Consider the following 26,372-nt stretch of genomic DNA (forward strand, 5'->3'; position numbering starts at 1 on the left):
GTCAAGTGTACATGTCTTCGATCAGATGCCCGTGTTTCTTTTCAACCAATCCGCGTTTCAGCTTCATCGTGGCTGTAAGCTCGTCGTCTTCAGCGGTCAGCAGGACATCAATCAGACGGAAATCCTTGATCTGCTCGACCCGCGCAAATTCTGCATTAACAGCGGCAATTTCCGAACTGATCAACTGCCTGATTTCCGGTGCTGCGCATAGCGAGGCAAAATTCGAGAAGGGGATTTTATGGCCCTGCGCGTATTTTTCGACATTTTCCTGATCAATCATGATCAGTGCCGTCAGAAATTTGCGCCTGTCCCCGATGATGATTGCATCCGCGACATAATGACTGAACTTAAGGCGGCTTTCGATCTCGGCTGGGGTGATGTTCTTACCACCTGCGGTGATGATGATATCCTTAAGGCGGCCCGTAATGGTGACATAGCCATCCTTATCTATTGACCCCATATCACCGGTACGCAGCCAGCCGTCGGCGGTAAAGGTTTCTGCGGTTTTCGCGTTGTTGCGCCAATATCCCTGAAAAATGTTCAGGCCCTTCAGTTGGATTTCGCCATCGCCCGAGATACGGATGTCGCAGCCTTCGACGGCTTTGCCTATGGTTCCGATCTTATTGCTGTCTGTGGTGTTGAGCGTGGCAAGGCCCGAAGTTTCGGTCATCCCGAACCCTTCCACCAACGGCACGCCGATGGACCAGTACCATTTCAGCAGATCAGTCGAGATTGGGGCGGCACCTGTTCCGCCTCGTCGCAGTTTGTCCAGACCCAGCATCCGGCGCAGGTTTTTCAAAACCAGCTGATCCCAGAACCAGAATCTGGTGGCGACGCCGGATGGAACTGGTTGGCCTGCGCTCAGATATCCGGCACGGCGCGCACCAGCTTTCAATGCCAAACCGAATGCCAGCCGCCCCAAAGGCGTGGCTTCCTGCGTCAGGATCTGGACGTGTGAGTAGATCTTTTCCCAAACCCTTGGCACCGCTGTGAAGGTTGTCGGCGAGACCTCCTGAAGGTTTGCAAAAACAGTTTCAGGGCTTTCGGCAAAATTGACAGTGCAGCGGGCCGCCAATGGAAAATAGACCGAGACATTACGTTCCAGAATGTGACACAGAGGCAGGAAACACAGCTGTTCATCGCTGGGCAGCGCTGGCAGCGCCCGTGCCGCGGATTCGATGGCAGCCAGAATGTTTTCATGGCTAAGCATTGCGCCTTTCGGCTGACCGGTTGTGCCCGACGTATAGACCAGCAAGGCAGTGTCCTGCGGTTTGGCCAATGCAATTTCCGCTTCGAAGCGCCCGAGCTCGGCCAGTTCTGCCTTTTGGCCCAAGGCGAACAGCTCGTCGATCATCATGCAGCGCGGATGGTTCAGGTCAAGCAGCCCTTCGTCCTCGAGGATGATCACCTTGATCAGATCGGGAACCTCGGTCTCAATTCCCAGAAACTTGTCCAGATGCTCTTCGTCCTCGACAATCAGAAACCGGCTGCCGCTGTCGTTGATCAGATACTGCAACTGACTGGCAGAATCCGTCGTGTAGACGCCAGAAGCGATACCGCCAACACCCTGAATACCCATGTCGAGCCAAGCCCATTCCTTGCGATCTTCGGACAGGATTGAAACCACATCGCCGCGTTCCAGTCCCAGCTTGCGCAAGGCCAGCCCGATCCATTTGGCATGCTGCCAGTAATCGGCCCAGGAATAGGATTTCCAGATACCCAGGTCTTTTTCGCGATGCGCCGTTCGGCTGCCCAGTTCGGCACATCGGCTTTGGAACAACTCGGCAATGGTGATGCAGCCATCAACTCGTACCGGTCGCTGACCCGTTGTTGCGTTGAACTGAACGCCGTTTATCACGACCTGAGGGGGGAGGGGCGTGGCGTCCATCCGTTTTACCTCCACGTCTTTTTCCGCTTCCAGCGGCGGCTTTCGCGCGCGCCTTCTTCTTGTTTTCCAAGATAGAAGCTTTGAATATCCTCGGATCGCAAAAGCGCGTCGGCGGCCCCGTCCATGACGATGCGACCCACCTCCATGACATAGCCGTGATGCGCCAGTTCCAGCGCCGCATTGGCATTCTGTTCAACCAGCAACATCGTCATATTCTGCTCTTCGTTCAAGCGCTTGAGAATGCCGAAGATCTCTTGCACCAGCAGAGGGGACAGGCCCAAAGACGGCTCATCCAGCAACATGATACGAGGTCTGGCCATCAATCCGCGCCCTATGGCCAGCATCTGTTGCTGCCCACCCGAAAGGGTTCCGGCCTCTTGCGACCGACGGCTTTTCAGAACCGGAAAATAACGAAAGACCAGCTCACGATCCTGTTCGATCTGGTCTTTGTCTTTGCGGGTGTAGGCGCCGAGGCTTAGGTTTTCATCAACCGTTAACAGAGGAAACACTTCGCGCCCTTCCGGGATGTGGACCACCCCGCGCTGGACAACCTTGTGCGGCTCCCAGCCCTGGATGTCACCGCCGTCAAAGGTGATTGTTCCCTTTTCCGGGTCCATCACACCAGAGATGGTTTTCATCAATGTGGTTTTGCCCGCGCCGTTTGCGCCAAGGATCGACACGATTTTTCCTTCGTGTACATCCAGTGAAACGCCCCGAATGGCCATGATCGGACCGTAGAAACTTTCGATATTGCGAACTTGCAAGATCGGAGTGTTCATGAGGCTTTTCCCAGATAAGCCTCGATCACGGCCGGGTGCGATTGCACGTCTGCCGGTGGCCCGAGGGCCAGCTTTGCCCCATCTGCCATGGCCAGGACCCGGTCGGACACGCCTGATACCAATCCCATGTCGTGTTCGACCATCAGCACGGTAATTCCCATTTGCCGCCGGATATCGTCGATCCACCAACGCATATCGGTCGTCTCTTCCACCGACAGCCCCGACGCCGGTTCATCCAGCAACAGTAGCTTGGGATCGGTCGCCAGGGCACGTGCCACTTCGACCACTTTGCGCACGCCGTAAGGCAGCCCTGAAATCATCTTGTCGCGATAAGCCTGCAGGTCGAGGAAATCGATGATTTTTTCAACTTTTTCCCGGTTCTCCAGCTCTTGCCGTCGGACTGCAGGGGTGAACAAAAGTTCTGAAATCAGGTTCGTAGTCCGATGCCTGTGTCGTCCGACCAAAAGATTTTGCAGGACAGTTGCGTGTTCGAAGAGCTCGATGTTCTGGAAGGTCCGCGCCACACCAAAGGCGGCCACGCCAGACGGTTTGACCTGAAGCAGATCGTGGCCGTCAAACCGGATCGACCCTGAAAACGGTTCGTAAAAGCGCGAGATCAGGTTGAAGACCGTCGATTTGCCCGCGCCATTCGGCCCGACTATGGCAAAAACTTCGCCCTTCCGAACCTCGAAGGACAAATTGTCCACGGCCGTCAGACCACCAAATTTCAGGGTAACGTTTTCAAATTTCAGCAAGCTCATCTCAGACGCTCCGTCTTGAGATAGGATTTCTGCCGTTTGAACATGTCCTTGCGATAGAAGGGAAACAGTTCGAACCAGGTGCGGATTTTTAGCCAGCGGCCATAGATGCCCATGGGTTCGAAAAGGATGAAGCCGATCAGGATCATGCCAAAGATGCCGAACTCCAGCCCCGGAATGGCAACGGTGTTTCCGCCAATGATCGCGCCGACATATTCCTTTGAAATCGATAGAAACTGCGGCAAGAACCCGATGACGATTGCGCCCAGGAACGCGCCATGGATCGAGCCCAGCCCGCCAATAACAATCATCATCAGCAATTGGATCGAAATCAGGACGCTGAAGGTTTCATTGTTAAACGCACCAGCAAACAGACCCATCAACGCGCCGGCCCAACCTGTAACCGCACAGGACAAGGCGAATGAAATCATCTTTGTTCGCGCGATATCGATACCCATCGCCTGCGCCGAAACCTCGGAGTCGCGAACGGCGATGAAGCTACGTCCCAACGGGGCCCGCAGCAGGTTTATATATCCCAACGTGACCAGAACGGTGACGAACAGAACCAGCCAGTAAAAAAGATCAGGCGTCCCCCAGCGGTCAACCGTAAGGCCAAAGATCTCGACCCCGCCGATATATTTACCCGCGACACCACCAGTGATCGGCTCGGACAGAACGATGATGTCATCCATCAGGATGGACAGCGCCATGGTAAAGATCGCCAGGTAGATACCGTGAAGCCGCAGGGCAGGGACCGCGACGGTAACACCCGCGATCCCGGTCAGAATTCCGGCCAGCGGAAACGCGACTAGAAAAGGAACGCCTGCCTCAATCAGGGCCACGTTGGCGTAACAGCCAAAGGCCAGAAAGGCCGCATGGCCCAGGCTGACTTGCCCTGTATGTCCGGTCAGGATCATCAGACCCAGACCGGCGATGGCCCAGATCAGAACGTTTGTCAGTTCACCCAGATAGAAATCGTCCAGTGCGAAAGGCGCGGCCGCGACGACAAACAGTAGAAGCAGATAAAGGCGCAGCTGGAACCCGTCTTTCCAGGGGCGGATATCCTGCATGTAGTCGGTTTTGAAAACGATCCGCATGGCTCAGACCTTCTTGACCCGGACCTGACTGAACAGCCCGTTTGGTCGGAAGATCAGGACGGCAAGCAGCAAAGCGTATGGCGCGACCTGGCTGTAACCTGCCGCAATGTACCGGCTGGCGAAGGGTTCGATAATGCCGACAATCAGCCCTCCGGCCAATGCACCCGGCAAACTGCCGAATCCGCCGATAACGGCGGCGGCAAACGCCTTGATGCCCAGCAGTCCGGTTGTCGGATCCACAGCGCCTTTTGCAGCAAAGAGAATTCCGGCAATTCCTGCAACGCCTCCGGCCAAAGCCCAGACCCATCCCTGAACACGCCTGACGGGAATGCCCATGTAATAAGCTGCCAGCTGGTTTTGCGAGGCGCCCTGCATCGCCAGACCCAGCTTGGTGCGGCTGAAGAAAACATAGAGTGCCCATGTCAGCAGCACCGTAACAACGATTATCGCGACATCCTCCATCCCCAGTACAAGACCGCCCATTCGCACTTCTTTGCCCGCAAGCGGGTTTTGCAGCGTTTGCGGCTCGTGCCCCCAGATCAGACCGGCAACGAAACGGATCACAAAGCCCAAAGCAATGGTCAGTATGACAACGGCGGTCTGGCTTTCACCGAACAAGCGGCGAATGATCAGGCGATCCAGAAGAAAACCGAGCGCGCCCATTATTCCCAATGAAACAGGCAGAGCGAGCCAGAACGGCAACCCCATGTATTCGGTATTTGTCAGGCCGATGGTCACAAATGCGCCCAGCATCATGAAATCGCCCTGCGCAAAGTTCACCGCTTCGGTAGCCTTGTAGATCAGTACAAAGCCAAGCGCGATCAGGCCGTAGACACACCCGTTCGCCAGCCCGCTAATCAGCAGCTGCGCGTTATCCACACTGTCCTCCCTCCACCGGTTTTCCAGCGTCTTCTTCCGCCCGCGTGTATCCTCCGGTAACGCAGGTGAGTTCTACTATGGGGTGATAATCACCTTTCCGTCACTCTTTTTCAGCGCATCGGCAAGATTCGACACAAGATTTTCGAGAGTAAGGTGTTCGGAAACATCCGTTTTCCAGCGACCATCGGCAAAGCGGGCCTGAACTTCGGCCACAACCCGCATCTGGTCAGCGGGCGGTGTCGACATCATCCATTGCGTCAGCCAGAAACCTTCGATCCGTTTGCCCATGAAAATCAGCTGGCCGGTCTGGGAAAGCGTTGGCGCTTCGGTCGAAAGTTTGCCGTAGCTGACCCAGCGCGCCCGGTTGGGCATGGCGCAGAACAGTTTCTCGGACAGTTGATCCGTCACCGCATCAAGGAAGACCCGAGGCTTCAGCGTGGCGCTTATCGCGGCAAACTTCTCGCCGATTTCAGGATCGGACGTCACAAGCACTTCGGCTGCTCCAAGACTTTTCAGCGTATCGACTGTCTCGGCCCGGCGCACCAGCGCGATGGGTTTCAACCCCAGATCACGCCCGAGGCTGCACATCAGTTTTCCCAGTTGACTGGACGCTGCGGATATCACAAATGCATCGCCGTCTTCCCTTGCCATATCCACCATCGCCATCGCGGTGAGAGGGTTGACGATTTGCGCGGCCCCGTCATCATCTGAAATATCCGGACGCAAGGGAATACACATTTGCATCTGCGTCACGATGTATTCCGCCCAGGCACCGGAACCTGCGGCCACGAAAGCGACACGCTGTCCCTTCAGCGCCTCGGCACCTTTTCCGGTTGCAACGACGTCGCCACAGCCTTCGAAACCGGCCGCGGCACCTTTGACGCGCGGCTGACCGTATTCACCCTTGATGAAGTGGAGGTCGGATGGATTGACCGACGACGCGCGCAGGCGGATCAAAACCTGACCGGGGCCGGGATTGGGAACGGGCAGCTCTGCTGCTTCAAGCCAGTCTGCTGCATCCTCGATAACCGGTCCGGTCGAAGTGGCCGAGTACCCGCCGTGTTTCAGGATGGCAGCTTTCATTGTTTGGGGCAGGTCAGTCATGGGATCATCCTCAAGATGGCTTGTTCAATGCGCACACCCCCTTAAACAGGAGATTGCCAACGGGCGACCTCGGGGTGAGGATGTGTTGTCGGGGCAGCCAATCAAAAGCCGAACACTGGGTCAATTCAGAGAAACGATAACGTAAGGGCACGACTGGAAAATTGGCGTGCGGGGTAGGGGCCGGAAACTGGCAACCGGCCCCTTCTTTGTTACTGCTGCGTCAACAGCGCGGTCAGTTCCTGAATCTTCAAGGCGATGGTTTCAGGCGACTCTTTAATGTCATTTACAATCTTGATCGCCTGTTCTTTCAGATCCGTGGCCAATGTGCTGTCCTGAATCGAGCTCATGATACCTTCATAGTCGAAATTGGTGGGGTCCAGCTTGCCTTCCTGAATCCAGGAGCTCAGCAATTCCTGTCCCTGACCCGCCAGCGCCGCCACCTGATCACCGGCTTGCTGTGCTGCCTCGGATGCTTGTTCCGCAACAGACGAAGCTGCCTCACTGGCTTGGTCGGCAACCGACGATGCGGCTTCCTGCGCCTGTTCGGTCAAGGATGAAGCTGCCTCGCTGGCCTGTTCTGTTGCACCTTCCAGCGCATCAGACGCAGCTTCCTGAGCGGTTGACGCGGCATCAGCCACTGCATCGCCCGCCTCCTGCGTTGCGGATTGCACTTGTTCAGCCGGGGTTTGTTCGGACTGGTTGAGATAGTAGTAACCACCAACACCGACAGCGGCGATGATGAGGAGGATGAGAATACGCGACATGTGTGTCTCCTTTGGAAAATGTGTCGCCGGGATGCGTTAAATGTAGCGGATATACAAAGGGGAATTCCTGTGAATTCTCAGCAGAATACAGGTTTGGGCCGTGCTACGCTGATTGCACCAGATTTCACGGCAAGAACACGCCGGGTGACCCAGGCCACTATAGTTTCTTACAGCGGACCACTTGCAATTTGTTGAGAACCCAAATCAGACCGGAAGACGTTTTCTGACGGCCTTCGATATTGGGAATGTGGCGGAGAGACAGGGATTCGAACCCTGGGTGGGCTTGCACCCACAACGGTTTTCGAGACCGCCCCGTTCGACCACTCCGGCACCTCTCCGCGGGGGTCTGTGAGGGGGGGATTTAGTCAGGAACGAACGGGGGCGCAAGCAGAAAATTCCGGAAATCGTGATTGCCGGGATTTTCCGTTGCCTGCCAGCGCAAAACACCTACTCTGAAAGGTATGACACAGTTTGCACGCCGCATCGCCTTTTGGTTTCTCGCCTCGTTTCTGGCACTCGTTCTGGTTCCTCCTGAGCTTTCCGCAGCGAACCGGGATCGGATTGAGGCTTTTCTGATCACAACGGGCTTTGACGTAGCTCTTGAAAGCATCGCCCTGAGTTCACGGTCCGCGCCGCAGATGTTGGGTGTCGACCCCGAGGGGTTCGGTTCGGACTGGTCTCGTTTGACGGACGAGGTTTTTGAAGTCGGTGCAATGCACGACACCGCGGTGTCCATTTTGGAGCAGACCCTAAGCGACGAGGCCCTTTTACACGCGGTGGAGTTTTACGCGTCTGATCTGGGGCAGCGTCTGGTCGAGGCCGAAAATGCCTCACACATGCAAGAAGACGATGACGTCAAGCAATTGGCAGGCCAAAGGATCATCTCTGACCTGATCAAAAGCGGATCGAAACGGGTCGAAAGTTTTAAACGCATGAACACGGCGATCGATTCCACAGGTACGGCGTTGCGTGCCTTGCAGGAAATTCAGGTGCGCTTCCTGCTGGCGGCCAGCGCATCGGGCGTCATCGAGTTGCAGCTGAACGGAGATGAACTGCGTGAATTGATCAAGCGAAATGAACCGGCAATGCGTCAGTCACTGCAACTTTCTAATCTGGCGGGTGCGGCCTACACCTATCAGGATTTTTCCGACGCTGATGTGGATACTTATGTTGACGCGCTGGAACAGCCGCTGATGCAGGAAGTCTACGAGCTGTTGAACGCCATCCAATATGAGATCATGGCCATGAGGTTCGAGGTTCTGGCGGCGCGGATGGCCGAATTGCACCCGGCACAGGACATTTGATGCAGCGCGCTATTCTGGCATTTGTGGTCGCCTTGTGTTGGGCACTGCCGCTTTATGCCGATGGAAAAGTCGATCGATTGGCAAAAGCCATGCGTCTGACACAGGTGATGGAAATCCTTGTTCACGAGGGGCAGGGCCACCGCGAGACTCTTGACGATACTTTTTTGGACAACAAGGGCGGCGCTTTTTTCGAGTCGCAGGTCAATCGTATCTACGATCCACTTTGGATGCGGCAACACATGACGAACGCCTTCAAAGATGGTTTGTCCGATGTTCAGCTTGATCAGGCCATCTTGTTTTTTGAAAGTGATCTTGGCCAGACCATCGTAACACTGGAAAACTCGGCCCGGCGCGCCCTGTCGGATCAGGCAATCGAAGACATGGCCCGAGAAGCCTACAAATCCGCAGAACGCAGCACCGCTCAGTTTGCTTTGGTCAAGGAATATATCGAGGCAAATGACCTGATCGAAAAGAATGTTCAGGGGGCATTGACGTCTGACTACAGCTTCTTTCAGGGACTTGATATTGATGCGCGGACCGATGATCAGGAACTGCTGGCAGAGCTTTTGTTGCAGAAAGACAGCCGGGCCGAGGACACCGAAGAGTGGCTTTTCTCGTTTCTTCTTATGGCCTACCGCCCGTTGGACGAGGCTCAGATGCGCGAAAATATCGCGTTTTCCAGAACCGAGACGGGACAGGCCCTGAATGACGCCGTGTTTGACGGCTTTGATCGCATGTTCAATGATATTTCCTATCGCCTGGGGCAGGCGGTTGCACAGGCGCTGAGGGCGTCCGATCTTTGACACCGCTTTGGTGTTGACTTTTACCTGTAATCTATGGATAAGCGCGCATCCCGGCCGGTTTTCCGCGCCGGGTATCGTTATTATTTGGCCCTCATGACGTTGTCAGGGGCCATTCACACAGCCCGAAAAGGGCGCGCTGTTCGAGGTGGCTTTCAAGTTTCTTGGGGCCAAAACACCCAACCGGGGACCACAGAACGCGGGTTAGAAAAGGAAAGACGCATGTTTGCGGTCCTCAAGACTGGCGGCAAGCAGTACAAGGTTCAGGCGGGCGATATCCTCCGCGTTGAAAAACTGGCTGCCGACGCAGGTGAAAAAGTTCAATTCAACGATGTTCTGATGCTGGGCGGTGACGCTCCGGTCGTTGGCGCACCTTTCGTTGCAGGCGCAGGCGTTCAGGCCGAAGTGATCGAACAGATCAAAGGTGACAAGGTCATCAAGTTCGTCAAACGCCGTCGTAAGCACAGCTCGAAGCGTACCGTTGGCCACCGTCAGAAACTGACACTGGTCAAAATCACCGACATTCTTGCGTCGGGCGCCGACAAATCGGGCATCAAAGCTGCAACCGGTTCCGCTCCGGCTGGCGAGGCGGCACCCGCTGCAAAGCCTGCCAAGAAAGCCGAAGCCAAGGCTGAAGCACCCGCTGCTGCCGCTGCTGACGATCTGACCCAACTGAACGGTGTCGGCCCTGCCGCCGCCAAGAAGCTGGTTGAGGCCGGTATCGAGAGCTTTGCCGCTCTGGCCGCCTTGTCGGATGAGCAGATTGCTGCTATCGAAACGGTCAAAGTGAAACCCGAATGGGTTGAGCAAGCCAAAGAATTGGCTAAAGGCTAAGGAGAGAGAGAATGGCACATAAAAAAGCTGGCGGTTCCTCCCGTAACGGTCGCGACTCAGCTGGTCGTCGCCTTGGCGTAAAACTGTATGGTGGCCAGGCCGCTATCGCAGGCAACATCATCGTGCGTCAGCGCGGCACCAAGTTCTGGCCGGGTGAAGGCGTAGGCATTGGCAAAGATCACACCATCTTTGCAACTGTCGATGGCGCCGTGAAGTTCCACAAGGGACTTAAAAACCGCACCTTTATTTCGGTCCTGCCAGTGGCGGAGGCCGCAGAGTAAGCCGAGACCCAGAAGGTTTAAGAAAAATTCATGGGGGACCGGCACAAAGTGCCGGTCCCCTTTCTCGTTTTAACGCAGTCGTGACCGAAAGAACCGATGACAGTCGCAACCACCAGTTTCCTGATCTTTGCCGCCTCTCAGGTCGGTACGCCGGGGCCGGCCAACATGGTCCTGCTGGGAACGGGTGCGCGCTATGGGTTTCGTGCCGCATTACCTTTTGTGGCCGGTGTCGTGCTTGGTAAGCAGCTGATTATCTGGCCCGTGGGCTTTGGTTTGCTGCAACTGGCGGAACAGGTTCCGACGGCCTTTGCGGCGCTGAAATATGCTTCGGCTGCATATATTTGCTGGCTGGCGTGGAAGATCGCGAATTTGCGACTGTCGCGCGAAACTGCGGTTGGTGATGTTCCGGGATTCTGGGCGGGGTTGATCGTGCATCCGCTGAATCCAAAAGCCTGGGCCATGATTGTTGCAGGTTTTACGGGCTTTGTCGCGGCGGGGACGTCCAGCTTTGACGCAACGCTCACGATCGCTCTTAGTTTGTTGATCTGCCAGATTTTTTTGCACCCGATCTGGACTTTTGCGGGGGATAGAATCGCGCATGCGGTTGAAGGTCGCCCGGCGGAAAAATATCTGATGTGGACGTTGGCGGGTCTTACGGTCGCGTCCGTACTATTCGTGTTGTTCGGAGGAGGAACACACCAATGAAGCTTGAGACAATAATAAATCAGCCGGTCATTGAAACCGAGCGGTTCGACCTGCGCCCCCTGCGCCGGTCGGATATGGGCCTTATCGAGCATTACGCAGGTGATGAGCGCGTGGCGCGGATGACCACCAGTATTGCACATCCACTGGCCCCCGGTTCGATCGAAGCCTTTGTAACCCGTTCGATGGCTGACAACCGGGACGAGGACGTCTGGGTCATGGATGCCACCAAGGACGGTGGCCCGGAACTGATCGGTGTGATTTCGCTGAAACGGCTTGATCGGAATCAGTCTGAAGTCGGCTATTGGGTCGCGCCGATCTATTGGAACACGGGCATTGCCTCGATGGCTGTGGAAGCGCTTGTTAACGCCAACCCGCTGGAAAACGCGACGATGTTTGCCAGTGTGTTTCAGGATAATCCGGCCTCGGCCCGGGTCCTGACCCATTGCGGGTTCCAGTATCTGGGCGATGCGGAAAGCTATTCGGTGGCGCGCGATGCGAATGTGCCCACCTGGACATACAGTAAAAAACTCTGACTTGTGGCCGATGGGGCCTTTGCAGTAGGGGACACACATGAAATTTCTCGATCTCGCAAAGGTCTACATCCGGTCCGGGGCCGGCGGTAGCGGCTGCGTCAGCTTCAGACGCGAAAAGTTTATCGAATACGGCGGCCCCGATGGCGGGGACGGCGGCAAAGGCGGGTCTGTCTGGGCCGAAGTTGTGGATGGGCTGAACACCCTGATCGACTTCCGCTATCAGCAACACTTCTTCGCCAAAAACGGGCAACCGGGCCGGGGGCAGCAACGCACCGGCAAGGATGGGGACGATATCGTTCTGCGTGTTCCGGTTGGCACTGAAATCCTGGACGAAGACGAAGAAACCGTCATCTGCGACCTGACCGAAGTCGGGCAACGCGTTCTGCTGGCCAAGGGCGGCAATGGCGGCTTTGGCAACCTGCATTTCAAGTCCGCCACCAATCAGGCCCCGCGCCGCGCCAATTCGGGGCAGGCGGGGATTGACCGCACAATCTGGCTGCGGCTCAAGCTGATCGCCGATGTGGGTCTTTTGGGTATGCCGAATGCAGGCAAGTCGACCTTTCTGGCGGCCACGTCGAATGCGCGGCCCAAGATTGCCGACTATCCGTTTACCACGCTGCACCCCAATCTTGGCGTTGTCGGCGTGGACAACGTCGAATTTGTTGTGGCCGATATCCCGGGCCTGATCGAAGGCGCTCATGAAGGCCGTGGCATTGGTGACCGTTTTCTGGGTCACGTGGAACGCTGTGCCGTGTTGTTGCATCTGGTCGACGGCACCTCTGCGACGGTCGCCGATGATTACCGCACGATCATTCACGAGCTGGAAGCTTATGGCGGCGAGCTGGCTGAAAAGCCCCGGATCACTGTTCTGAACAAGATCGACGCGATGGATGGCGAAGAACGTGCCCATGCCGTCGCAGAGCTTGAGGAGGCCGTGGGCGGCCCCGTCATGACCATGTCCGGTGTGGCGCATCTGGGTGTAACCGAAGTTCTGCGGTCGCTGCGCAGCCAGATTGACGACAACCGTGTGCGTCAGAAACCCGCTGAGGAGGCACAGCCTTGGCAACCCTGACCTCGGCACGCCGTCTGGTGGTAAAAATCGGGTCGGCTTTGCTGGTTGATCGCGACACCGGCCTGCTGCGGTCTAACTGGCTGCTTTCGTTGGCGCAGGATGTTTCCTGGCTCAAGGGGCAAGGGAAAGATGTAATCCTTGTTTCGTCCGGTTCGATTGCACTGGGTCGCGGAGTATTGGGCCTGCCGATGGCGGCACTACCCTTGGAACAGTCACAGGCTGCTGCTGCGGTTGGGCAAATCCGGCTTGCACGCGCTTATGAAGAAGCGTTGGCACCCCATGGGATCACCACGGCGCAGGTTCTGGTAACGCTTGAAGACAGCGAAGATCGCCGCAGGTATCTGAACTCACGCGCAACCTTGGAAACTCTGCTGGGGTTAGGCGTCGTGCCGATCGTCAATGAAAACGACACGGTCGCAACGGACGAAATCCGATATGGCGACAATGACCGCCTGGCCGCGCAAATCGCCGTGACAGTAGGGGCCGACCAACTGATTCTGCTGTCGGATGTGGATGGCTTCTATTCGGGCAATCCTAAGGAAGACACTTCGGCGAAGCGCTTCGAGACAATCGACAGGATCACACCCCAGATTGAAGCCATGGCCGGTGATGCGGGCTCGGGCCTGTCAAAAGGCGGGATGAAAACAAAACTGTTGGCGGCCAAGATGGCAACCGCGGGCGGTTGCGCCATGGCGATTACCGAAGGGTCGGTTCTGAACCCTCTGAAAACGCTTGAAAACGGTGCCAATTCCACATGGTTTACCGCGACATTGGATCCACACGCAGCCCGCAAACGATGGATTTCGGCGATGAAACCTCGGGGTGAGATTACCGTGGACGAGGGGGCGGCCAAGGCACTGGCCAATGGCAAAAGCCTGCTCCCTGCCGGGATTGTGGAAGTGACCGGAGATTTCGGTCGCGGCGATCCTGTCGCCGTCCTTGATCTGGAATCCCGCCGTCTGGCTCAGGGGATAAGCCGGTATACGGCGCAGGAAGCCGATGCGATCAAGGGGCGTAAGTCTTCTGAGATTGAAGCGACGCTGGGCTATCCCGGCCGCGCAGCCCTCATCCACCGGGACGACCTCGCCCTTTAACCTTCAATAAGATGATCTGAAAGGCACGCGATATGAAAGACTTCGATAGCATTCCTGCTCTGATGGAAGATCTTGGGAAACGTGCCAAAGCCGCTTCGCGTGAACTGGCTTTCGCAACAGCTGAACGAAAGCACGCAGCGCTGATTGCAGCCGCAGACGCGGTTTGGGCCAATCGGGCACGGATCATCGAAGCCAATCAAAAAGATCTGGAATTCGGCCGCGACAAGGGACTGAGCCCCGCAATGATGGATCGCCTGATGCTGGATGAGGCGCGTGTTCAGGACATGGTGGACGGGCTGAGAACCGTCGCGGAGCAGGCCGACCCGGTAGGTGAGGTTCTGTCTGAATGGAATATGCCCACGGGCCTTAACATCCAGCGCGTCCGGACACCGTTGGGGGTTATTGGCGTGATCTACGAAAGCCGACCCAACGTGACTGCGGATGCCGGGGCGCTGTGCCTGAAATCGGGCAATGCGGTAATCCTGCGTGGCGGATCCGAAAGCTTTCATTCCTCAACCGCGATCCATGCCTGTCTGGTCGAAGGGCTGAAGGCCGCGAACCTGCCCGAAGACGCCATTCAACTTGTGCCCACACGCGACCGCGCCGCGGTGCAGGAGCTGCTGACGCTGACCGACTATGTCGACGTCATCGTTCCACGCGGAGGCAAGGGACTGGTAGGCCTTGTACAACGAGAGGCCCGTGTGCCGGTCTTTGCCCATCTCGAAGGCATCGTGCACATTTACATCGACAAGGCTGCTGATCCGCAGAAAACGCTGGAAGTTGTGCTGAATGCCAAGACCCGCCGCACTGGTATTTGCGGAGCCGCTGAATGCTTGCTGGTTCATCAGGATATCGCCGACACACTGGGGCGTGACGTGGTTGCGGCACTGGTCCAGTCAGGCGTCGAGGTTCACGCCGACGGTGTTCTCGCTGGGGAGGGTACAGTTGCTGCTACGGCGGAAGACTGGGGAAAAGAGTTCCTCGACAGCGTGATCGCGGCGAAGCCCGTTGCCGATATTGATGCCGCGATTGCTCATATTCAGCTATACGGCTCGAACCACACCGATTGCATCATGACCGAGGATGACGCAGCAGCGGCCCGTTTCTTTGAGCGTCTGGACAGCGCAATCCTGATGCACAATGCCTCGACTCAGTTTGCGGATGGTGGCGAGTTTGGCATGGGGGCAGAAATCGGAATCGCGACGGGCAAGATGCACGCGCGCGGGCCGGTTGGGGCGGCGCAATTGACCAGTTTCAAATATCTCGTGCGCGGGAACGGAACGATCCGGGCTTAAAACCGAAGTGACACGCGGGTTGCCGAGGTTTCAACGGCAATCCGCCGACCCATCGCAGCTGCCGTTTCAGGCAGCAACGCGAACTGAACGTGCGCGGGCGTGATCTTGGTGGGAAACCGACCTGTCACGACGTTCTTCCAAAGATCACTATCGACATTCAACCGGTCTGCAACCCCGGTCACTATCCAATTGTTGCCCTGATTGACGATCTCGACTGCGCCGCCCAGCGGCATGGCACTTTCGCAGCACATAAGCGCCAGAAAGGCCAGTTTGACCTGATTACGCGGCACAGGCCCGGTCAGGTTCCAGTTGACCCGTATCCGCCCGGCACGCTCGATATCTTTCAGCAGTTCGGTTACTTCGGTCCGACCAAGCGGCTGATCACTGGCCGAGCCAAAGGCAACGCGGAAAAAGCGTATACGTGCCCCGGCACTTCCGACACTGCCCGAGATCAGTTCCATCTCGGGGCCCTGTACGGCGCCCACCATATCCAACAGCTCAAGCCCGTTGGTGATCGCGCCGATCGGGCTGATCAGATCATGGCAAATCCGCGAACCGATCAATTCGGCCAGGTTGACGTTGCTCTCGCCCATGCGTACCTCCGACTGTATCTGCCGCACGTCCCGGAGGCCCCTATGACAGACATGAATGCTATACTTGCACCGGGCATGTTTGTCCGCCACCCGGATTTTCCCGAATGGGGCGTCGGACAGGTTCAGTCCAACATTGCAGGCAAGATCACCGTGAACTTTCGCGAGCAGGGAAAAGTGGTGATCGACGGAACGCGCATCGCCCTGATGCCGGTCTTTGATCTGTGAAAGTGGTTTAGGAAAGGTTAACAACGCTGACCGAAGCGGGGCTTGTTGCCTTTGGCTGAAAAACTGCGGTATCAGCAGCCAAAAGAACACGGATCACCCCATATGCCGGATACTGGCCCTTCTTTCACCGTAAAACTGGCCGAGACCGAAGCCGACCTGCAAGCAGCTCAACGCCTGCGCTATGACGTCTTCGTGCGTGAGTTGGGGGGCGGCGGAGAGATGGTTGATCACGATGCTGGCCTCGAGAAAGACCGTTTCGACCCGTATTTCGATCATATGTTGGCCTATGATGATCACACCGGCGAAATTATTGGCGTCTACAGGATGTTACCGGGCGAACGTGCTGCGGAACTGGGACAATTCTATTCCGAAGATGAATATGACCTGACCGTTCTCAAGAACAGTGGGCGCAAACTGCTGGAGTTGGGACGGTCGTGCCTACACCCCGACTACCGTGGGGGTACGGCAATGTACCACCTGTGGAACGGTTTGGCCGCTTATGTAGCGGAACGTGACATTGAGGTGCTGTTCGGCGTTGCGAGTTTTCACGGAACAGACGTGGCCACATTGGCGCAGCCCTTGTCGATGCTTCACCACAACCATCTGGCTCCGCCAGAGTTGCGCGTACGGGCGCAGCCCGATGTTTTTCAGTCGATGGACCTTGTGAAACCAGAGGCTTTGGACCGCCGCGCCGCCATGGTTCAGGTGCCAGCATTGATCAAAGCCTACCTTCGCTTGGGTGGTTTCGTGGGCGAGGGCGCCTTTATCGACCACACCTTCAACACAACGGATGTGTGCCTGATCCTCGACACGACGCGCATGAATGAACGGCAGCGTCGAATTTATGGCGGGGCGTGACGCTGTGAACGACCCGCTCTGGAATAGCGAAGACGCGCCCGATCCGATCGAGCTGGGCGTTACCGGATGGGTTCTGGTCATTCTGCGCGGAGTCCCGCTGGCGGCCCTTGTCTTTGGTGGCCTGATCATCCTTCTGGCCGTTCGCCTGATCGAGTATCCGATTTTCGGCGTCCGGCGACCTGTGACGCCGTTCATCACACAGTTTGTCTGCCGCAACGCGTTTCGAATTCTTGGCATCGGGTTCCGCACATCAGGCGCGCTGATGAAAGAGAGGGGGGCGGTGGTGGCAAACCACACGTCCTGGCTGGATATCTTTGCTCTGAACGCGCGCAAGCGGGTCTATTTTGTCTCCAAGGCAGAAGTTGCCAAATGGCCCGGTATCGGCTGGCTGGCCCGTGCGACCGGGACGCTGTTCATCGAACGGGATCGCAAGAAAGCCAAGGAACAAACCAAGCTGTTTGAAACCCGCCTGAAAGTGGGTCACAAACTGTTGTTTTTCCCCGAAGGCACCTCAACCGACGGGCTTCGCATTTTACCTTTCAAAACAACGCTTTTCGCCGCGTTCTTTGCAGATGAGTTGCGTGATTTCATGTATATCCAACCCGTTTCTGTGGTGTTTCACGCGCCCAAAGGCCAGCCAAAACGCTTTTATGGCTGGTGGGGGGATATGGAGTTCGGGCCGCATTTGCTGAAGACCCTTGGCGCACGTCGGCAAGGAACTGTTGAACTAATATATCATGCGCCAGCGCGGGTCAGCGACTTTGAAAACCGCAAGGCTCTGGCCGCCCATTGTGAAGACGCCGTCAGGCATGCGCACGCATTGGCGCAGCTTGAAAAATAGGGGCGATTGGCCCTTGCGTAGCGCGCAAACCTGCCTTATACGCGCGCCATTCAAACCCGCAGGCGGGGTTTGGCCTTTTTGAGGGAGACATCCTCATCAAGACCGCCGGTTGGAGCGTCCGCTTCTTTCACCCCCGCCCAGGCGTAAACCGGAAAAGGAAAATTGCATGGCTCTTCCCGAGTTCACCATGCGTCAGCTGCTGGAAGCTGGCGTTCACTTTGGTCACCAAACACAGCGTTGGAACCCCCGCATGGGCCCGTTCATCTACGGCTCGCGCAATGGCATCCACATCATGGACCTGACCCAGACCGTTCCGATGCTGGATCAGGCTCTGCAGGCTGTTCGTGACACCGTCGCAAAAGGTGGCCGCATTCTGTTCGTTGGTACTAAGCGCCAGGCAGCTGGCCCGATCGCTGAAGCGGCTGAAAAGTCGGCTCAGTACTACATGAACCACCGCTGGCTGGGCGGCACGCTGACCAACTGGAAAACCGTTTCCCAGTCGATCAACCGTCTGAACCAGATCGACGAAGCCATGGAATCGGGCGCAGAAGGCCTGACCAAGAAAGAGCGTCTGGGCATGGAACGTGACCAAGGCAAACTTCAGGCGTCGCTGGGTGGTATCCGCGAAATGGGCGGCGTTCCGGACCTGCTGTTCGTCATCGACGTCAAGAAAGAAGCACTGGCCATCGCAGAAGCCAACAAACTGGGTATCCCGGTTGTGGCTGTAGTCGACACCAACTGCTCGCCCGATGGCGTTGACTACATCATTCCCGGCAACGACGACGCGGCACGCGCAATCGCTCTGTACTGTGATCTGGCCGCACGCGCCGCTCTGGACGGTATGACCGCGCAGATGGGCGCAGCAGGCGTTGATCTGGGCGCATTCGAAGAAGCTCCGGTTGAAGAAGCTCTTGCGGAAGAAGCCGCAGAAGCCCCTGCCGAAGCGTAAGCTGCCCGTCACGTAAATGACATATGGGGCAGGGTATGACCTGCCCCAATTCCGTTTGAATTGAGGAGAGCCAAAAGATGGCAATCACAGCAGCAATGGTTAAAGAACTGCGCGACTCGACCGGCGCAGGCATGATGGACGCAAAAAAAGCGCTGACCGAAACCGGCGGCAACATGGACGACGCCGTTGACTGGCTGCGTACCAAAGGCCTGGCCAAAGCGGCCAAGAAATCAGGCCGTACCGCAGCAGAAGGTCTGGTTGCTGTTCACGTCAACGGTGGCAACGGTGTTGCTGTCGAAGTGAACTCGGAAACCGATTTCGTTGCGAAAAACGCTGAGTTCCAGGAAATGGTCAGCAAGATTGCAAACGCTGCTGAAGGTGTGGACGACATCGAAGCACTACTGACCGCTGATCTGGGCGGCAAAAGCGTTGCCGACACACTGACAGACAAGATCGCCACTATTGGCGAAAACATGTCAGTGCGCCGCATGGCCAAACTGTCGGGCGACACTGTTGTGTCTTATGTGCACAACGCTGCGACCAACGGCATGGGCAAAATCGGTGTGCTGGTCGCTCTGTCGGGTGGTGATGAGGCTATCGGCAAGCAGGTTGCGATGCACATCGCAGCTGTGAACCCGGCCGCCCTGTCTGAGGCCGACATGGACCCGGCAATTGTCGAGAAGGAAAAGCAGGTTCAGATGGACATCGCCCGCGAATCCGGCAAGCCGGAGCAGGTGATCGAAAAGATGATCGAAGGCCGCATGAAGAAATTCGTCGCCGAATCGACATTGCTGAGCCAGCAATTCGTTGTGAATCCTGATCTGACCGTTGAAGCAGCTGCAAAAGAAGCAGGCGCAACCATCACCGGCTTTGTTCGCCTGGAAGTTGGCGAAGGAATCGTTGTGGAAAAAGAAGACTTCGCTGCCGAAGTCGCAAAAGCTGCTCAGGGCTAAAGAAAGGCTCCGACAGGGGCCTTGCTGAACAAAGTGAAAGGGTTACGCGTCGCGTAGCCCTTTTTTGTTGGTGGCACATCAGAGAATTGGCAAAGAAGTGAAGGATTGGAGGGCCCCGCATGATGGGGATGGTCGAGGCCCCCCAAAATTCCGACACAGGTACGCGGACGAATAGGCGCCCCCTTGTCAGAGTGATTGGAGAGCTTTGAAATCGCAAAGATCCAACCGAATGTTCCCTGGCTAAAGCCACCACTCACGGAACACTCTCACTTTGCAACTTTTAGGTTAGATTTGAAAAGTAGTGATTTCCTTACCTAGGGTAAACTGACGCGGGATGGCGTCATAAAAACACTCCTAAACTTCCATAATGAACATCTGATTATGCAAAGATGCCTTCAAAACAGCCTGAGCCGTCGTTTCAACCGACAACGCCTCACGGGCGAGTCGAAGATGCTTTTCGACAGTTGCCGCTGTCAGGCCCATCAGCAAGGCTATGTCCTGCGTGGTTTTTCCGTCACCAACCCATTGCAACGCCTCGCGCTGACGCTTTGTCAGGGCCCGGTTCGGTGGGTTGAAAGGCAATGTCAGGATCTTCAGATGCGCAACGTTGTTCATCAAAAGAATGTCTTCACCATGCTCTTGCCAGATCGCGTCAATGTCTTCCTGGCTCATCCCTTCCTTGGCGGATAGGGAAATCGCCCCTTTCGAGCGCACAGAGACCGAGTTGAAACTGATGGTGTAACCAGAAACGACGCCCATGGACTTGTTGAACTCGAAAACCTCACGCTCTTTATCGGTCATCGACCCGCGAGAATGCATGTCCAGCAACATTTTCCAGCTGGCGGCACCTTCATTGTCCAGCGCCCATTTCAACATGGGGGCGTGAAAATACAAACCGTCCTTGATGAAGCCATCCACATAGGCACGGTTATGGTTAGTCAGAATGACAAAGTCCTCTGGATCACCCAATGAGGTTGCCGTCCTGTATTGCGTGTGGCCGTAGATAAGACGATCGAACCCGAATTCCGCCATCTGTCGGCAATGCGCATCCCACAGGTCTTCCAGGGTCTTGGCATAGCTGACAAACCGCAGATATTCCCTGAGGGTCATGCCGTGCCACCTGCTTTCAAATGCGCGGCCAGCGCGTCCAGAGCAAGAACATAGCTTTGGGCGCCAAAGCCACAGATCTGCCCCAGAGCAACAGGCGCAATATAGGACTTGTGCCGGAATGCTTCCCTTGCATGGATGTTGGACAGGTGAACTTCGACAACCGGCAGGTCAACTGACGCGATGGCATCCATCAGCGCAACCGACGTGTGTGTGAACGCCCCCGCATTGATCACAAGGCCATCTTGCACACCGCGTGCGCCGTGGATCGCATCAATTAACACACCCTCATGGTTGGATTGCAGATGCGAGACTTCAAGGCCAATGGACGCGCCATGGCGCTGGCACTCCTCCTCGATCATCTTCAGAGTGGTGCTGCCGTAAACCTCGGGCTGCCGTGTGCCAAGCAGGTTGAGGTTTGGGCCGTTCAATACCAAAACGTTGTGCATGTCTTCACGATCCCCATTAATGGTACATAGACGCCTAAAGGTTGGGTTGTCTACCTGCCTTTGCCGGATCGAGTACAGTCGAAAAACCGGTGTACGAAGCGGGTCGCTATTTTGTTAAGGGCTTCAACTTTCCGCCATGGTGACAACGATTTTTCCGAGAACGGATCGCTGCGACAATTGTTCAAGCGCCTCGTGCGCGCGGGCAAGCGGGAACCGGGCGCTAATTCGGGGTTTGATTTTGCCGGCTGTGTACAGATCGAACAGGTTCTTGACGTTGTCAGCATGGCCGATTGGATCGCGGAAAACTGACGCGCCCCAAAACACACCAACGATCTGACATCCTTTCAAAAGGGCCAAATTCAAGGGAATCCGCGGAATGCCCGCTGGAAAACCGACGACAAGGTAACGACCTTTCCAGGCCATGCTGCGCAGGGACGGTTCGGCCAGCGTACCGCCAACAGCGTCGTAGACGATGTCTACGCCTTCAGGACCGGCAAGTTTCTTAACTTCGGCTGAGAAGGCTTTTTGCGCATCCTTGTCCATGTCGCGCGGGTAAATCACCACGTCATCGGCACCAATCTGGCTACAGAATTCGGCCTTTTCAGGTGATGAAACGGCTGCGATCACCCTGGCACCCATGGCTTTGCCCAGTTCAATGGCGGCTGACCCCACACCTCCGGCGGCACCCAGTACCAACAGGGTTTCACCGGGTTGAATCTCCGCCCGATCCTTCAACGCGTGGCAGGACGTGCCGTAGGTGAAAATGAAACAGGCGGCATCTTCATAGGGCATCGCATCAGGAATTCGGATTGCAGTGTCCGCCTTGAGCGTGACATGGGTCGAAAACCCACCATGCCCGGTTAGGGCCAAAACACGGTCGCCTGGCTTCAATCCATTGACGCCTTCGCCCACAGCCAGAACTTCACCCGCAATTTCACCGCCCGGAGCAAAGGGCCGTGGCGGCTTCATCTGGTACAGATCGCGGATAATCAACGTGTCCGGAAAATTCACGCCCGCTGCTTTCACACTGATCAAAAGCTGACCTTTGCCCGGCTGCGGATCTGGTAGGGTCGTAAGCTCCAGGGTTTCGGGACCGCCCGGTGCGACGCTGAGTAATGCTTGCATACCGCCTCTGATCTGCCTGTACTTTGTGTCGAGGAAGTTTTGGTGCAGCATGGTTTTTTGTCAACGCTACGGTCCAACGCCTGCCGCGACGGCAAGAGGAACGCAATTTGTATCAGGATGAACTGGCGACAAAGAAACTGAGGAGCACAAAATGACCCCCGACACCCTCTTTTCGCTTCACGGCAAAACCGCTTTGGTAACAGGTGGGGCGACAGGTATTGGCCGCATGGCAGCCGAGGCGCTGGTTCAGGCAGGCGCGCGCGTGCTCATTGCCTCAAGAAAAGGAGACGCCTGTGCCACGGTCGCTGCAGAACTGAATGCGCTGGACGCGCCGGGCAGCGCCGAAGGCTTTGCCGGTGACATTGGCAGCGCAGCCGGTATAGGCAAGCTGGTCTCTGACATTCAGGAGCGTACGGACAAACTGGACATCCTGATGAACAACTCGGGGGTGTCCTGGGGTGCCCCTATGGGGCAGTTTCCCTACGATGCATGGGAAAAGGTCATGTCTGTCAACGTGACAGGGATATTCGAACTGACCCAGCGGCTTTTGCCAATGCTAATGAAATCAGGCACCGCCGAAGACCCGGCGCGCATTGTCAATGTGGGGTCAGTCATGGGTGAAGTCCCAATGGGCGATGGAGCCTACAGCTATTCGGCCTCAAAGGCTGCAGTTCTGCATCTGACCAAGGTCTTGGCCAAGGAACTTTCACCGTACCACATCACAGTGAACGCGCTGGCGCCGGGGCCGTTTGTGTCGCGTATGACAGCCTTTGCGACAGCCGATGAGGATACCAGAGAACGGGTTGGCAAGTCTGTACCTCTGGGTCGCGTCGGAAGGGACGAGGATATTGCAGGCTGTATGTTGTTCCTGTGCGGTCGCGGCGGCAGTTATGTGACAGGTGCGGTGATCCCGGTTTCGGGTGGGATCAACGTGGTGACTGCGGGAAACATCTTTGCCGAGGCCCTGTGACAGGAAGACAGCCAATGAGAACCGAAACAAATCTGGATCTGGCGGCAGTAGATGCGTATCTAAGCGCGCATCTTTCGGGCTACAACGGGCCATTGGAGGCGAGGAAATTTGATGTAGGGCAATCCAACCCGACGTTTGAACTACGCACGCCAGAGAAAGCCTATGTGCTGCGCCGAAAACCCGCTGGAATATTGCTGAAATCGGCACATGCCGTTGATCGCGAATTTCGGGTTCAAAGCGCGCTTGCCGGAAGCGAGGTTCCAGTGCCGAAGATGCATCTTCTGTGTGAAGACGACAGCGTCATCGGCTCGGCCTTTTATGTGATGGAACACTTGAAGGGCAGGGTGTTTCCAGACCCAACCCTGCCAAAAGAAAGTAACGAAACCCGCGCCGCCATTCTTGACGAGATGAACAGGGTTCTTGCCCAGTTGCATATGGTGGATATCGATGCCGTTGGCCTGTCTGACTATGGGCCGGTTGGCAACTATTACGAGCGTCAGATCGCACGCTGGACCAAGCAATACCGCGCGTCCGAAACCTCGGTAATTGCAGATATGGATGCGCTGGCCAATGCGCTCGTAACCTCGGTACCGGCCGATGACGGGCAGCGCACGCTGGTGCACGGGGATTACCGCATCGACAACCTGATGTTTGCGCCGAACCGGGCGGAATGTATCGGGGTGCTGGATTGGGAACTGTCGACGATCGGTCACCCTTATGCGGATCTTGCAGCAGTAATCATGCAATGGCAGTTGCCGCCGGGAAAACAAGGCCGGGGGCTGGCAGGTGTGGATCGAAATCGCCTGGGCCTGCCCAGCGATGAGGCATTCATTGCCCAATACTGCAAACGTCGAGGCCTGGATGGCATAGACAATTTCGGCTTTTATCTCGGCTTCAATTTCTTTCGCATGGCGGGCATTCTACAGGGTGTCTACAAACGCGCACTGGATGGGAACGCATCCGACCCTGACCGAGCAAAGGCTTTTGGCGCATATGTTCCGATATTCGCCCAGCATGGCCTGAAAGCGCTTGAATCTACATTAGAGTAACGCGCTATCAATCTGTTTTTATGTCACTATTTAGCCTTGAAAGTTCAACCTCAAGGTTTGGCAGGCTATTCTTTCCAAAAAACAACTCAGCCCCGGTGAACATGCTGGGAACCCCAAACACGCCACGCCGTACCGACGACTTGGTTATCTCTATCAGTTTCAGTTTAACGTCGGGGCTCGACATGGCTTCGCGAATTTTGCGAACGGGCAAGTCGTTTTCATGCAGGATATCCGTTAGGACACCGATCTCGTCCGCCTTCTGACCATGCACCCAAATTGCATCAAAAATCGCGTTTATATATTTGACTTCCCAAGGTTTTCCATTGGCAAAGCACGCGCCGCGCATGGCAAGTTTGGTATTGATCGGAAAATGCGGGCTCATATGAAAGCTCAGCCCACGACGGCGGGCAAACCTATGCAGATCATGCGTCAAATAGGCCGTTTTCTGGCGGTTTTCGGAATATGCCTGAAACGGGCTTTGGTTATGCGTCGCCTTGAACACCGCAGGCAGAAGGACAGGCACATATGTAATGCTTGCGTTATGGCGCTCGGCAAGTTGGGGAAGGATCTTATGGGCGAGAAACGCGTTCGGGCTGCAAAAATCGTAAATGAAGTCTATGGTCTGCGTCATAGGGTTCCTCCGTTTCGGTCCCTTGAAATCTTGTTCATTGAACTTCAGGCGAATCTGCGTCGAATTCAGTCTAACATTTCATTGTGAGACACGCTGATGAAGTCTGTTCACGAATTTCTCTGCAACACGCAACTTTTTGCTGTTATTTCAGGTCACAAGCTTAAACAGTCGCAATTCAGAACCTCACGGAAGCTCGCGAATGTCCCACAGGCAATCCATGTTTGATCAAACCCGGCTGGATCGGCTTAGCCATTGGATGGAGAGCTATGTTGAGCAGCGCAAATATGCTGGATCATCCTTTTTGCTGCGCCAAAAAGGGAATGAGGCCTTTTTTCATGCCTGTGGTCTCAGCAGCCTGGAGACTGGCCGGCCCTTCCAACGCGACACGTTGGTGCGCATTTATTCCATGACCAAACCGGTCACATCGGTCGCGTTGATGACATTGGTCGAACGCGGGCTTGTTCACCTGAACGTGCCTGTGTCTGAGTTTCTGCCTGAATTCAAAGATATGCAGGCGCTGGTCCCGGGGGCGGAGAAACTGGATCAGACCGAAGCTGCACCGCCTCCAACACTACATCAGTTACTGACGCATACCAGTGGGCTAAGCTACCCGTTCAACCCCGGGCTTTTGCCTCAAGCGATGGATGAACGGGACCTTATTTTCAAACCCAATCAGGGGTTTCTGGAACATCTTGTGCGCGATCTGGCAGGGCTGCCACTGGCGTTCCGACCCGGTGCACGCTGGGAATACTCGGTCGGGATTGACGTGCTGGGTCGAGTGATCGAGGTGGTCTCGGGCCAGTCATTGGAGCAGTTCTTTCGAAGCGAAATCCTTGAGCCGCTGGACATGCGCGAAACAGGTTTTTCCGCACCCGCTGGGGCAGGGGATCGTTTCGCATCGCTCTATACCCCATTGGCTGGCGACGCGATGGCGCTGAATTCCGCGGATCACGGTAGCGAAAGCCTGCGACTGTTCGATTCCCACATAGGATCCCCGTTCGAAAACACGACGACCTTTTCCGGCGGTGGCGGTCTGATCTCGACAATCGATGATTATGCCAAATTCGCGGACATGCTTCGAAATCGGGGGGCCGGGAACGGGTGCCGAATACTTGGTCCGAAAACAGTCGATTTCATGATGCGCAATCACCTTCCCGGCGACATTGCGTCAATGGGTCCGCAGAGTTTCGCAGAACAACCGATGGACGGAATGGGCTTTGGGCTGGCCGGAGCCGTCGTCCTGAACCCCGGTCTGGTAAAAGTTCCCGGCTCAATCGGAGATTTCAGCTGGGGTGGCATGGCCTCGACTTATTTCTGGATTGACTGGCAGAATGACCTGACGGCGATTTTCTTTACCCAACTTTCCCCCTCAAGTTCGTACCCATCCCGCGCCGAACTCAAGGCACTGGTTCATGCGGCCATGATTGAATGATTT

General features: G+C 56.2%; 29 protein-coding genes and 1 tRNA gene. 17 read left to right on the top strand and 13 right to left on the bottom strand.

Features of this window, described 5'->3' with window-relative positions:
* Nucleotide 1: 1 nt before the first annotated feature.
* The 8 genes from ACR0AD_RS03965 to ACR0AD_RS04000 all read right to left on the bottom strand — a co-directional run bounded on the left by ACR0AD_RS03965 (nt 2) and on the right by ACR0AD_RS04000 (nt 7,607).
* Complete coding sequence (locus ACR0AD_RS03965; RefSeq protein WP_480485674.1) at nt 2-1,888, bottom strand: AMP-dependent synthetase/ligase; 1,887 nt, start codon at nt 1,886-1,888, stop codon at nt 2-4.
* Between the two features lie 5 nt (nt 1,889-1,893).
* Entirely contained in the window at nt 1,894-2,667 is a 774-nt protein-coding gene (locus ACR0AD_RS03970) for an ABC transporter ATP-binding protein (RefSeq protein WP_480485672.1), read from the bottom strand.
* On the bottom strand, nt 2,664-3,428 hold the full coding sequence (locus ACR0AD_RS03975) for an ABC transporter ATP-binding protein (protein ID WP_480485670.1): 765 nt from the start codon (nt 3,426-3,428) through the stop codon (nt 2,664-2,666). Before ACR0AD_RS03975 ends, ACR0AD_RS03970 begins: the two co-directional genes overlap by 4 nt.
* Nucleotides 3,425-4,522 carry a branched-chain amino acid ABC transporter permease gene (locus ACR0AD_RS03980; protein WP_267364860.1) on the bottom strand — a complete coding sequence of 366 codons (1,098 nt, stop codon included), beginning with the start codon at nt 4,520-4,522 and terminating at the stop codon, nt 3,425-3,427. The genes ACR0AD_RS03975 and ACR0AD_RS03980 overlap by 4 nt, the downstream gene beginning before the upstream one ends.
* Nucleotides 4,523-4,525: 3 nt before the next feature.
* Nucleotides 4,526-5,401 carry a branched-chain amino acid ABC transporter permease gene (locus ACR0AD_RS03985; RefSeq protein ID WP_480485668.1) on the bottom strand — a complete coding sequence of 292 codons (876 nt, stop codon included), beginning with the start codon at nt 5,399-5,401 and terminating at the stop codon, nt 4,526-4,528.
* 75 nt (nt 5,402-5,476) lie between these two features.
* On the bottom strand, nt 5,477-6,505 hold the full coding sequence (locus ACR0AD_RS03990; protein ID WP_480485666.1) for an alcohol dehydrogenase catalytic domain-containing protein: 1,029 nt from the start codon (nt 6,503-6,505) through the stop codon (nt 5,477-5,479).
* Nucleotides 6,506-6,714: 209 nt separating this feature from the next.
* Entirely contained in the window at nt 6,715-7,269 is a 555-nt protein-coding gene (locus tag ACR0AD_RS03995) for a hypothetical protein (RefSeq protein WP_480485664.1), read from the bottom strand.
* Nucleotides 7,270-7,517: 248 nt separating this feature from the next.
* Nucleotides 7,518-7,607, bottom strand: a tRNA-Ser gene (locus ACR0AD_RS04000).
* A 123-nt stretch (nt 7,608-7,730) separates the two neighbouring features.
* Between ACR0AD_RS04000 and ACR0AD_RS04005 the strand changes: the two genes are divergently transcribed.
* From ACR0AD_RS04005 to ACR0AD_RS04045, 9 genes are all read left to right on the top strand, one after another.
* Nucleotides 7,731-8,573 (top strand): DUF2059 domain-containing protein, encoded by an 843-nt coding sequence (locus ACR0AD_RS04005; RefSeq protein WP_480480973.1) that lies wholly within the window; start codon nt 7,731-7,733, stop codon nt 8,571-8,573.
* Nucleotides 8,573-9,376 carry a DUF2059 domain-containing protein gene (locus ACR0AD_RS04010; RefSeq protein ID WP_480480971.1) on the top strand — a complete coding sequence of 268 codons (804 nt, stop codon included), beginning with the start codon at nt 8,573-8,575 and terminating at the stop codon, nt 9,374-9,376. Before ACR0AD_RS04005 ends, ACR0AD_RS04010 begins: the two co-directional genes overlap by 1 nt.
* A gap of 219 nt (nt 9,377-9,595) precedes the next feature.
* Nucleotides 9,596-10,207 carry a 50S ribosomal protein L21 gene (locus ACR0AD_RS04015; protein ID WP_480480969.1) on the top strand — a complete coding sequence of 204 codons (612 nt, stop codon included), beginning with the start codon at nt 9,596-9,598 and terminating at the stop codon, nt 10,205-10,207.
* 11 nt (nt 10,208-10,218) lie between these two features.
* Nucleotides 10,219-10,488 (top strand): 50S ribosomal protein L27, encoded by a 270-nt coding sequence (gene rpmA, locus ACR0AD_RS04020; protein WP_050602452.1) that lies wholly within the window; start codon nt 10,219-10,221, stop codon nt 10,486-10,488.
* Nucleotides 10,489-10,584: 96 nt separating this feature from the next.
* Nucleotides 10,585-11,193: a LysE family translocator gene (locus tag ACR0AD_RS04025; RefSeq protein ID WP_480485662.1), complete on the top strand. Its 609-nt coding sequence runs from the start codon at nt 10,585-10,587 to the stop codon at nt 11,191-11,193.
* Entirely contained in the window at nt 11,190-11,726 is a 537-nt protein-coding gene (locus ACR0AD_RS04030; protein WP_480472732.1) for a GNAT family N-acetyltransferase, read from the top strand. The genes ACR0AD_RS04025 and ACR0AD_RS04030 overlap by 4 nt, the downstream gene beginning before the upstream one ends.
* 37 nt (nt 11,727-11,763) lie before the next feature.
* Nucleotides 11,764-12,798, top strand: a complete 1,035-nt coding sequence (gene obgE, locus ACR0AD_RS04035) for a GTPase ObgE (RefSeq protein ID WP_480485660.1) — start codon at nt 11,764-11,766, stop codon at nt 12,796-12,798.
* Nucleotides 12,786-13,892: a glutamate 5-kinase gene (gene proB / locus ACR0AD_RS04040; RefSeq protein WP_480485658.1), complete on the top strand. Its 1,107-nt coding sequence runs from the start codon at nt 12,786-12,788 to the stop codon at nt 13,890-13,892. Before obgE ends, proB begins: the two co-directional genes overlap by 13 nt.
* Nucleotides 13,893-13,924: 32 nt before the next feature.
* The gene (locus tag ACR0AD_RS04045) at nt 13,925-15,187 is read left to right on the top strand and encodes a glutamate-5-semialdehyde dehydrogenase (protein WP_480485656.1); all 1,263 of its coding nucleotides are present in this window, start codon (nt 13,925-13,927) and stop codon (nt 15,185-15,187) included.
* Here ACR0AD_RS04045 and ACR0AD_RS04050 read toward each other — a convergent pair.
* Nucleotides 15,184-15,780 carry a histidine phosphotransferase family protein gene (locus ACR0AD_RS04050; protein ID WP_480480960.1) on the bottom strand — a complete coding sequence of 199 codons (597 nt, stop codon included), beginning with the start codon at nt 15,778-15,780 and terminating at the stop codon, nt 15,184-15,186. The genes ACR0AD_RS04045 and ACR0AD_RS04050 overlap by 4 nt on opposite strands.
* A gap of 42 nt (nt 15,781-15,822) precedes the next feature.
* On the opposite strand from ACR0AD_RS04050, the gene ACR0AD_RS04055 reads away from it, so the two are divergent.
* The 5 genes from ACR0AD_RS04055 (at nt 15,823) to tsf (ending at nt 19,606) form a co-directional block, all read left to right on the top strand.
* The gene (locus ACR0AD_RS04055) at nt 15,823-16,005 is read left to right on the top strand and encodes a DUF3553 domain-containing protein (RefSeq protein ID WP_267364751.1); all 183 of its coding nucleotides are present in this window, start codon (nt 15,823-15,825) and stop codon (nt 16,003-16,005) included.
* Between the two features lie 102 nt (nt 16,006-16,107).
* Nucleotides 16,108-16,863: an L-ornithine N(alpha)-acyltransferase gene (gene olsB / locus ACR0AD_RS04060; protein WP_480480957.1), complete on the top strand. Its 756-nt coding sequence runs from the start codon at nt 16,108-16,110 to the stop codon at nt 16,861-16,863.
* Nucleotides 16,829-17,704: a lyso-ornithine lipid O-acyltransferase gene (gene olsA, locus ACR0AD_RS04065; protein ID WP_480485654.1), complete on the top strand. Its 876-nt coding sequence runs from the start codon at nt 16,829-16,831 to the stop codon at nt 17,702-17,704. The genes olsB and olsA overlap by 35 nt, the downstream gene beginning before the upstream one ends.
* A 166-nt stretch (nt 17,705-17,870) precedes the next feature.
* A complete protein-coding gene (gene rpsB / locus ACR0AD_RS04070; protein WP_209503940.1) occupies nt 17,871-18,653 on the top strand; it encodes a 30S ribosomal protein S2 in 783 nt (260 codons plus the stop codon).
* A gap of 77 nt (nt 18,654-18,730) precedes the next feature.
* Entirely contained in the window at nt 18,731-19,606 is an 876-nt protein-coding gene (gene tsf, locus ACR0AD_RS04075) for a translation elongation factor Ts (RefSeq protein WP_480485652.1), read from the top strand.
* A gap of 354 nt (nt 19,607-19,960) precedes the next feature.
* Here tsf and ACR0AD_RS04080 read toward each other — a convergent pair whose 3' ends face one another.
* The 3 genes from ACR0AD_RS04080 to ACR0AD_RS04090 all read right to left on the bottom strand — a co-directional run bounded on the left by ACR0AD_RS04080 (nt 19,961) and on the right by ACR0AD_RS04090 (nt 22,287).
* The gene (locus ACR0AD_RS04080) at nt 19,961-20,716 is read right to left on the bottom strand and encodes an autoinducer binding domain-containing protein (protein ID WP_480480951.1); all 756 of its coding nucleotides are present in this window, start codon (nt 20,714-20,716) and stop codon (nt 19,961-19,963) included.
* A complete protein-coding gene (gene aroQ / locus ACR0AD_RS04085) occupies nt 20,713-21,162 on the bottom strand; it encodes a type II 3-dehydroquinate dehydratase (protein WP_480485650.1) in 450 nt (149 codons plus the stop codon). Before aroQ ends, ACR0AD_RS04080 begins: the two co-directional genes overlap by 4 nt.
* Nucleotides 21,163-21,285: 123 nt before the next feature.
* A complete protein-coding gene (locus tag ACR0AD_RS04090; protein WP_480485648.1) occupies nt 21,286-22,287 on the bottom strand; it encodes an NADPH:quinone oxidoreductase family protein in 1,002 nt (333 codons plus the stop codon).
* A gap of 151 nt (nt 22,288-22,438) precedes the next feature.
* Between ACR0AD_RS04090 and ACR0AD_RS04095 the strand changes: the two genes are divergently transcribed.
* Both ACR0AD_RS04095 and ACR0AD_RS04100 read left to right on the top strand, forming a co-directional pair.
* Nucleotides 22,439-23,257 (top strand): SDR family oxidoreductase, encoded by an 819-nt coding sequence (locus ACR0AD_RS04095; RefSeq protein ID WP_480485646.1) that lies wholly within the window; start codon nt 22,439-22,441, stop codon nt 23,255-23,257.
* A 14-nt stretch (nt 23,258-23,271) separates the two neighbouring features.
* Nucleotides 23,272-24,306: a phosphotransferase family protein gene (locus ACR0AD_RS04100; RefSeq protein ID WP_480485645.1), complete on the top strand. Its 1,035-nt coding sequence runs from the start codon at nt 23,272-23,274 to the stop codon at nt 24,304-24,306.
* Between the two features lie 7 nt (nt 24,307-24,313).
* Here the strand turns inward: ACR0AD_RS04100 and ACR0AD_RS04105 are convergent, their stop codons facing one another.
* Nucleotides 24,314-24,937, bottom strand: a complete 624-nt coding sequence (locus ACR0AD_RS04105) for a DsbA family protein (protein WP_480485643.1) — start codon at nt 24,935-24,937, stop codon at nt 24,314-24,316.
* Nucleotides 24,938-25,154: 217 nt separating this feature from the next.
* Between ACR0AD_RS04105 and ACR0AD_RS04110 the strand changes: the two genes are divergently transcribed.
* The gene (locus tag ACR0AD_RS04110) at nt 25,155-26,369 is read left to right on the top strand and encodes a serine hydrolase domain-containing protein (RefSeq protein WP_480485641.1); all 1,215 of its coding nucleotides are present in this window, start codon (nt 25,155-25,157) and stop codon (nt 26,367-26,369) included.
* Nucleotides 26,370-26,372 lie beyond the last annotated feature (3 nt).

The organism is Ruegeria sp. BH8, assembly GCF_056538065.1.

Excerpts from the sequence above, each read along its gene's own strand:
- ACR0AD_RS03965 (WP_480485674.1), bottom strand. The coding sequence starts at position 1,888 with ATGGACGCCACGCCCCTCCCCCCTCAGGTCGTGATAAACGGCGTTCAG.
- ACR0AD_RS03970 (WP_480485672.1), bottom strand. The coding sequence starts at position 2,667 with ATGAACACTCCGATCTTGCAAGTTCGCAATATCGAAAGTTTCTACGGT.
- ACR0AD_RS03975 (WP_480485670.1), bottom strand. The coding sequence starts at position 3,428 with ATGAGCTTGCTGAAATTTGAAAACGTTACCCTGAAATTTGGTGGTCTG.
- ACR0AD_RS03980 (WP_267364860.1), bottom strand. The coding sequence starts at position 4,522 with ATGCGGATCGTTTTCAAAACCGACTACATGCAGGATATCCGCCCCTGG.
- ACR0AD_RS03990 (WP_480485666.1), bottom strand. The coding sequence starts at position 6,505 with ATGACTGACCTGCCCCAAACAATGAAAGCTGCCATCCTGAAACACGGC.
- ACR0AD_RS03995 (WP_480485664.1), bottom strand. The coding sequence starts at position 7,269 with ATGTCGCGTATTCTCATCCTCCTCATCATCGCCGCTGTCGGTGTTGGT.
- ACR0AD_RS04005 (WP_480480973.1), top strand. The coding sequence starts at position 7,731 with ATGACACAGTTTGCACGCCGCATCGCCTTTTGGTTTCTCGCCTCGTTT.
- ACR0AD_RS04010 (WP_480480971.1), top strand. The coding sequence starts at position 8,573 with ATGCAGCGCGCTATTCTGGCATTTGTGGTCGCCTTGTGTTGGGCACTG.
- ACR0AD_RS04015 (WP_480480969.1), top strand. The coding sequence starts at position 9,596 with ATGTTTGCGGTCCTCAAGACTGGCGGCAAGCAGTACAAGGTTCAGGCG.
- rpmA (WP_050602452.1), top strand. The coding sequence starts at position 10,219 with ATGGCACATAAAAAAGCTGGCGGTTCCTCCCGTAACGGTCGCGACTCA.
- ACR0AD_RS04025 (WP_480485662.1), top strand. The coding sequence starts at position 10,585 with ATGACAGTCGCAACCACCAGTTTCCTGATCTTTGCCGCCTCTCAGGTC.
- ACR0AD_RS04030 (WP_480472732.1), top strand. The coding sequence starts at position 11,190 with ATGAAGCTTGAGACAATAATAAATCAGCCGGTCATTGAAACCGAGCGG.
- obgE (WP_480485660.1), top strand. The coding sequence starts at position 11,764 with ATGAAATTTCTCGATCTCGCAAAGGTCTACATCCGGTCCGGGGCCGGC.
- ACR0AD_RS04045 (WP_480485656.1), top strand. The coding sequence starts at position 13,925 with ATGAAAGACTTCGATAGCATTCCTGCTCTGATGGAAGATCTTGGGAAA.
- ACR0AD_RS04050 (WP_480480960.1), bottom strand. The coding sequence starts at position 15,780 with ATGGGCGAGAGCAACGTCAACCTGGCCGAATTGATCGGTTCGCGGATT.
- ACR0AD_RS04055 (WP_267364751.1), top strand. The coding sequence starts at position 15,823 with ATGACAGACATGAATGCTATACTTGCACCGGGCATGTTTGTCCGCCAC.
- olsB (WP_480480957.1), top strand. The coding sequence starts at position 16,108 with ATGCCGGATACTGGCCCTTCTTTCACCGTAAAACTGGCCGAGACCGAA.
- olsA (WP_480485654.1), top strand. The coding sequence starts at position 16,829 with ATGAACGGCAGCGTCGAATTTATGGCGGGGCGTGACGCTGTGAACGAC.
- rpsB (WP_209503940.1), top strand. The coding sequence starts at position 17,871 with ATGGCTCTTCCCGAGTTCACCATGCGTCAGCTGCTGGAAGCTGGCGTT.
- tsf (WP_480485652.1), top strand. The coding sequence starts at position 18,731 with ATGGCAATCACAGCAGCAATGGTTAAAGAACTGCGCGACTCGACCGGC.
- ACR0AD_RS04080 (WP_480480951.1), bottom strand. The coding sequence starts at position 20,716 with ATGACCCTCAGGGAATATCTGCGGTTTGTCAGCTATGCCAAGACCCTG.
- aroQ (WP_480485650.1), bottom strand. The coding sequence starts at position 21,162 with ATGCACAACGTTTTGGTATTGAACGGCCCAAACCTCAACCTGCTTGGC.
- ACR0AD_RS04090 (WP_480485648.1), bottom strand. The coding sequence starts at position 22,287 with ATGCAAGCATTACTCAGCGTCGCACCGGGCGGTCCCGAAACCCTGGAG.
- ACR0AD_RS04095 (WP_480485646.1), top strand. The coding sequence starts at position 22,439 with ATGACCCCCGACACCCTCTTTTCGCTTCACGGCAAAACCGCTTTGGTA.
- ACR0AD_RS04100 (WP_480485645.1), top strand. The coding sequence starts at position 23,272 with ATGAGAACCGAAACAAATCTGGATCTGGCGGCAGTAGATGCGTATCTA.
- ACR0AD_RS04105 (WP_480485643.1), bottom strand. The coding sequence starts at position 24,937 with ATGACGCAGACCATAGACTTCATTTACGATTTTTGCAGCCCGAACGCG.
- ACR0AD_RS04110 (WP_480485641.1), top strand. The coding sequence starts at position 25,155 with ATGTTTGATCAAACCCGGCTGGATCGGCTTAGCCATTGGATGGAGAGC.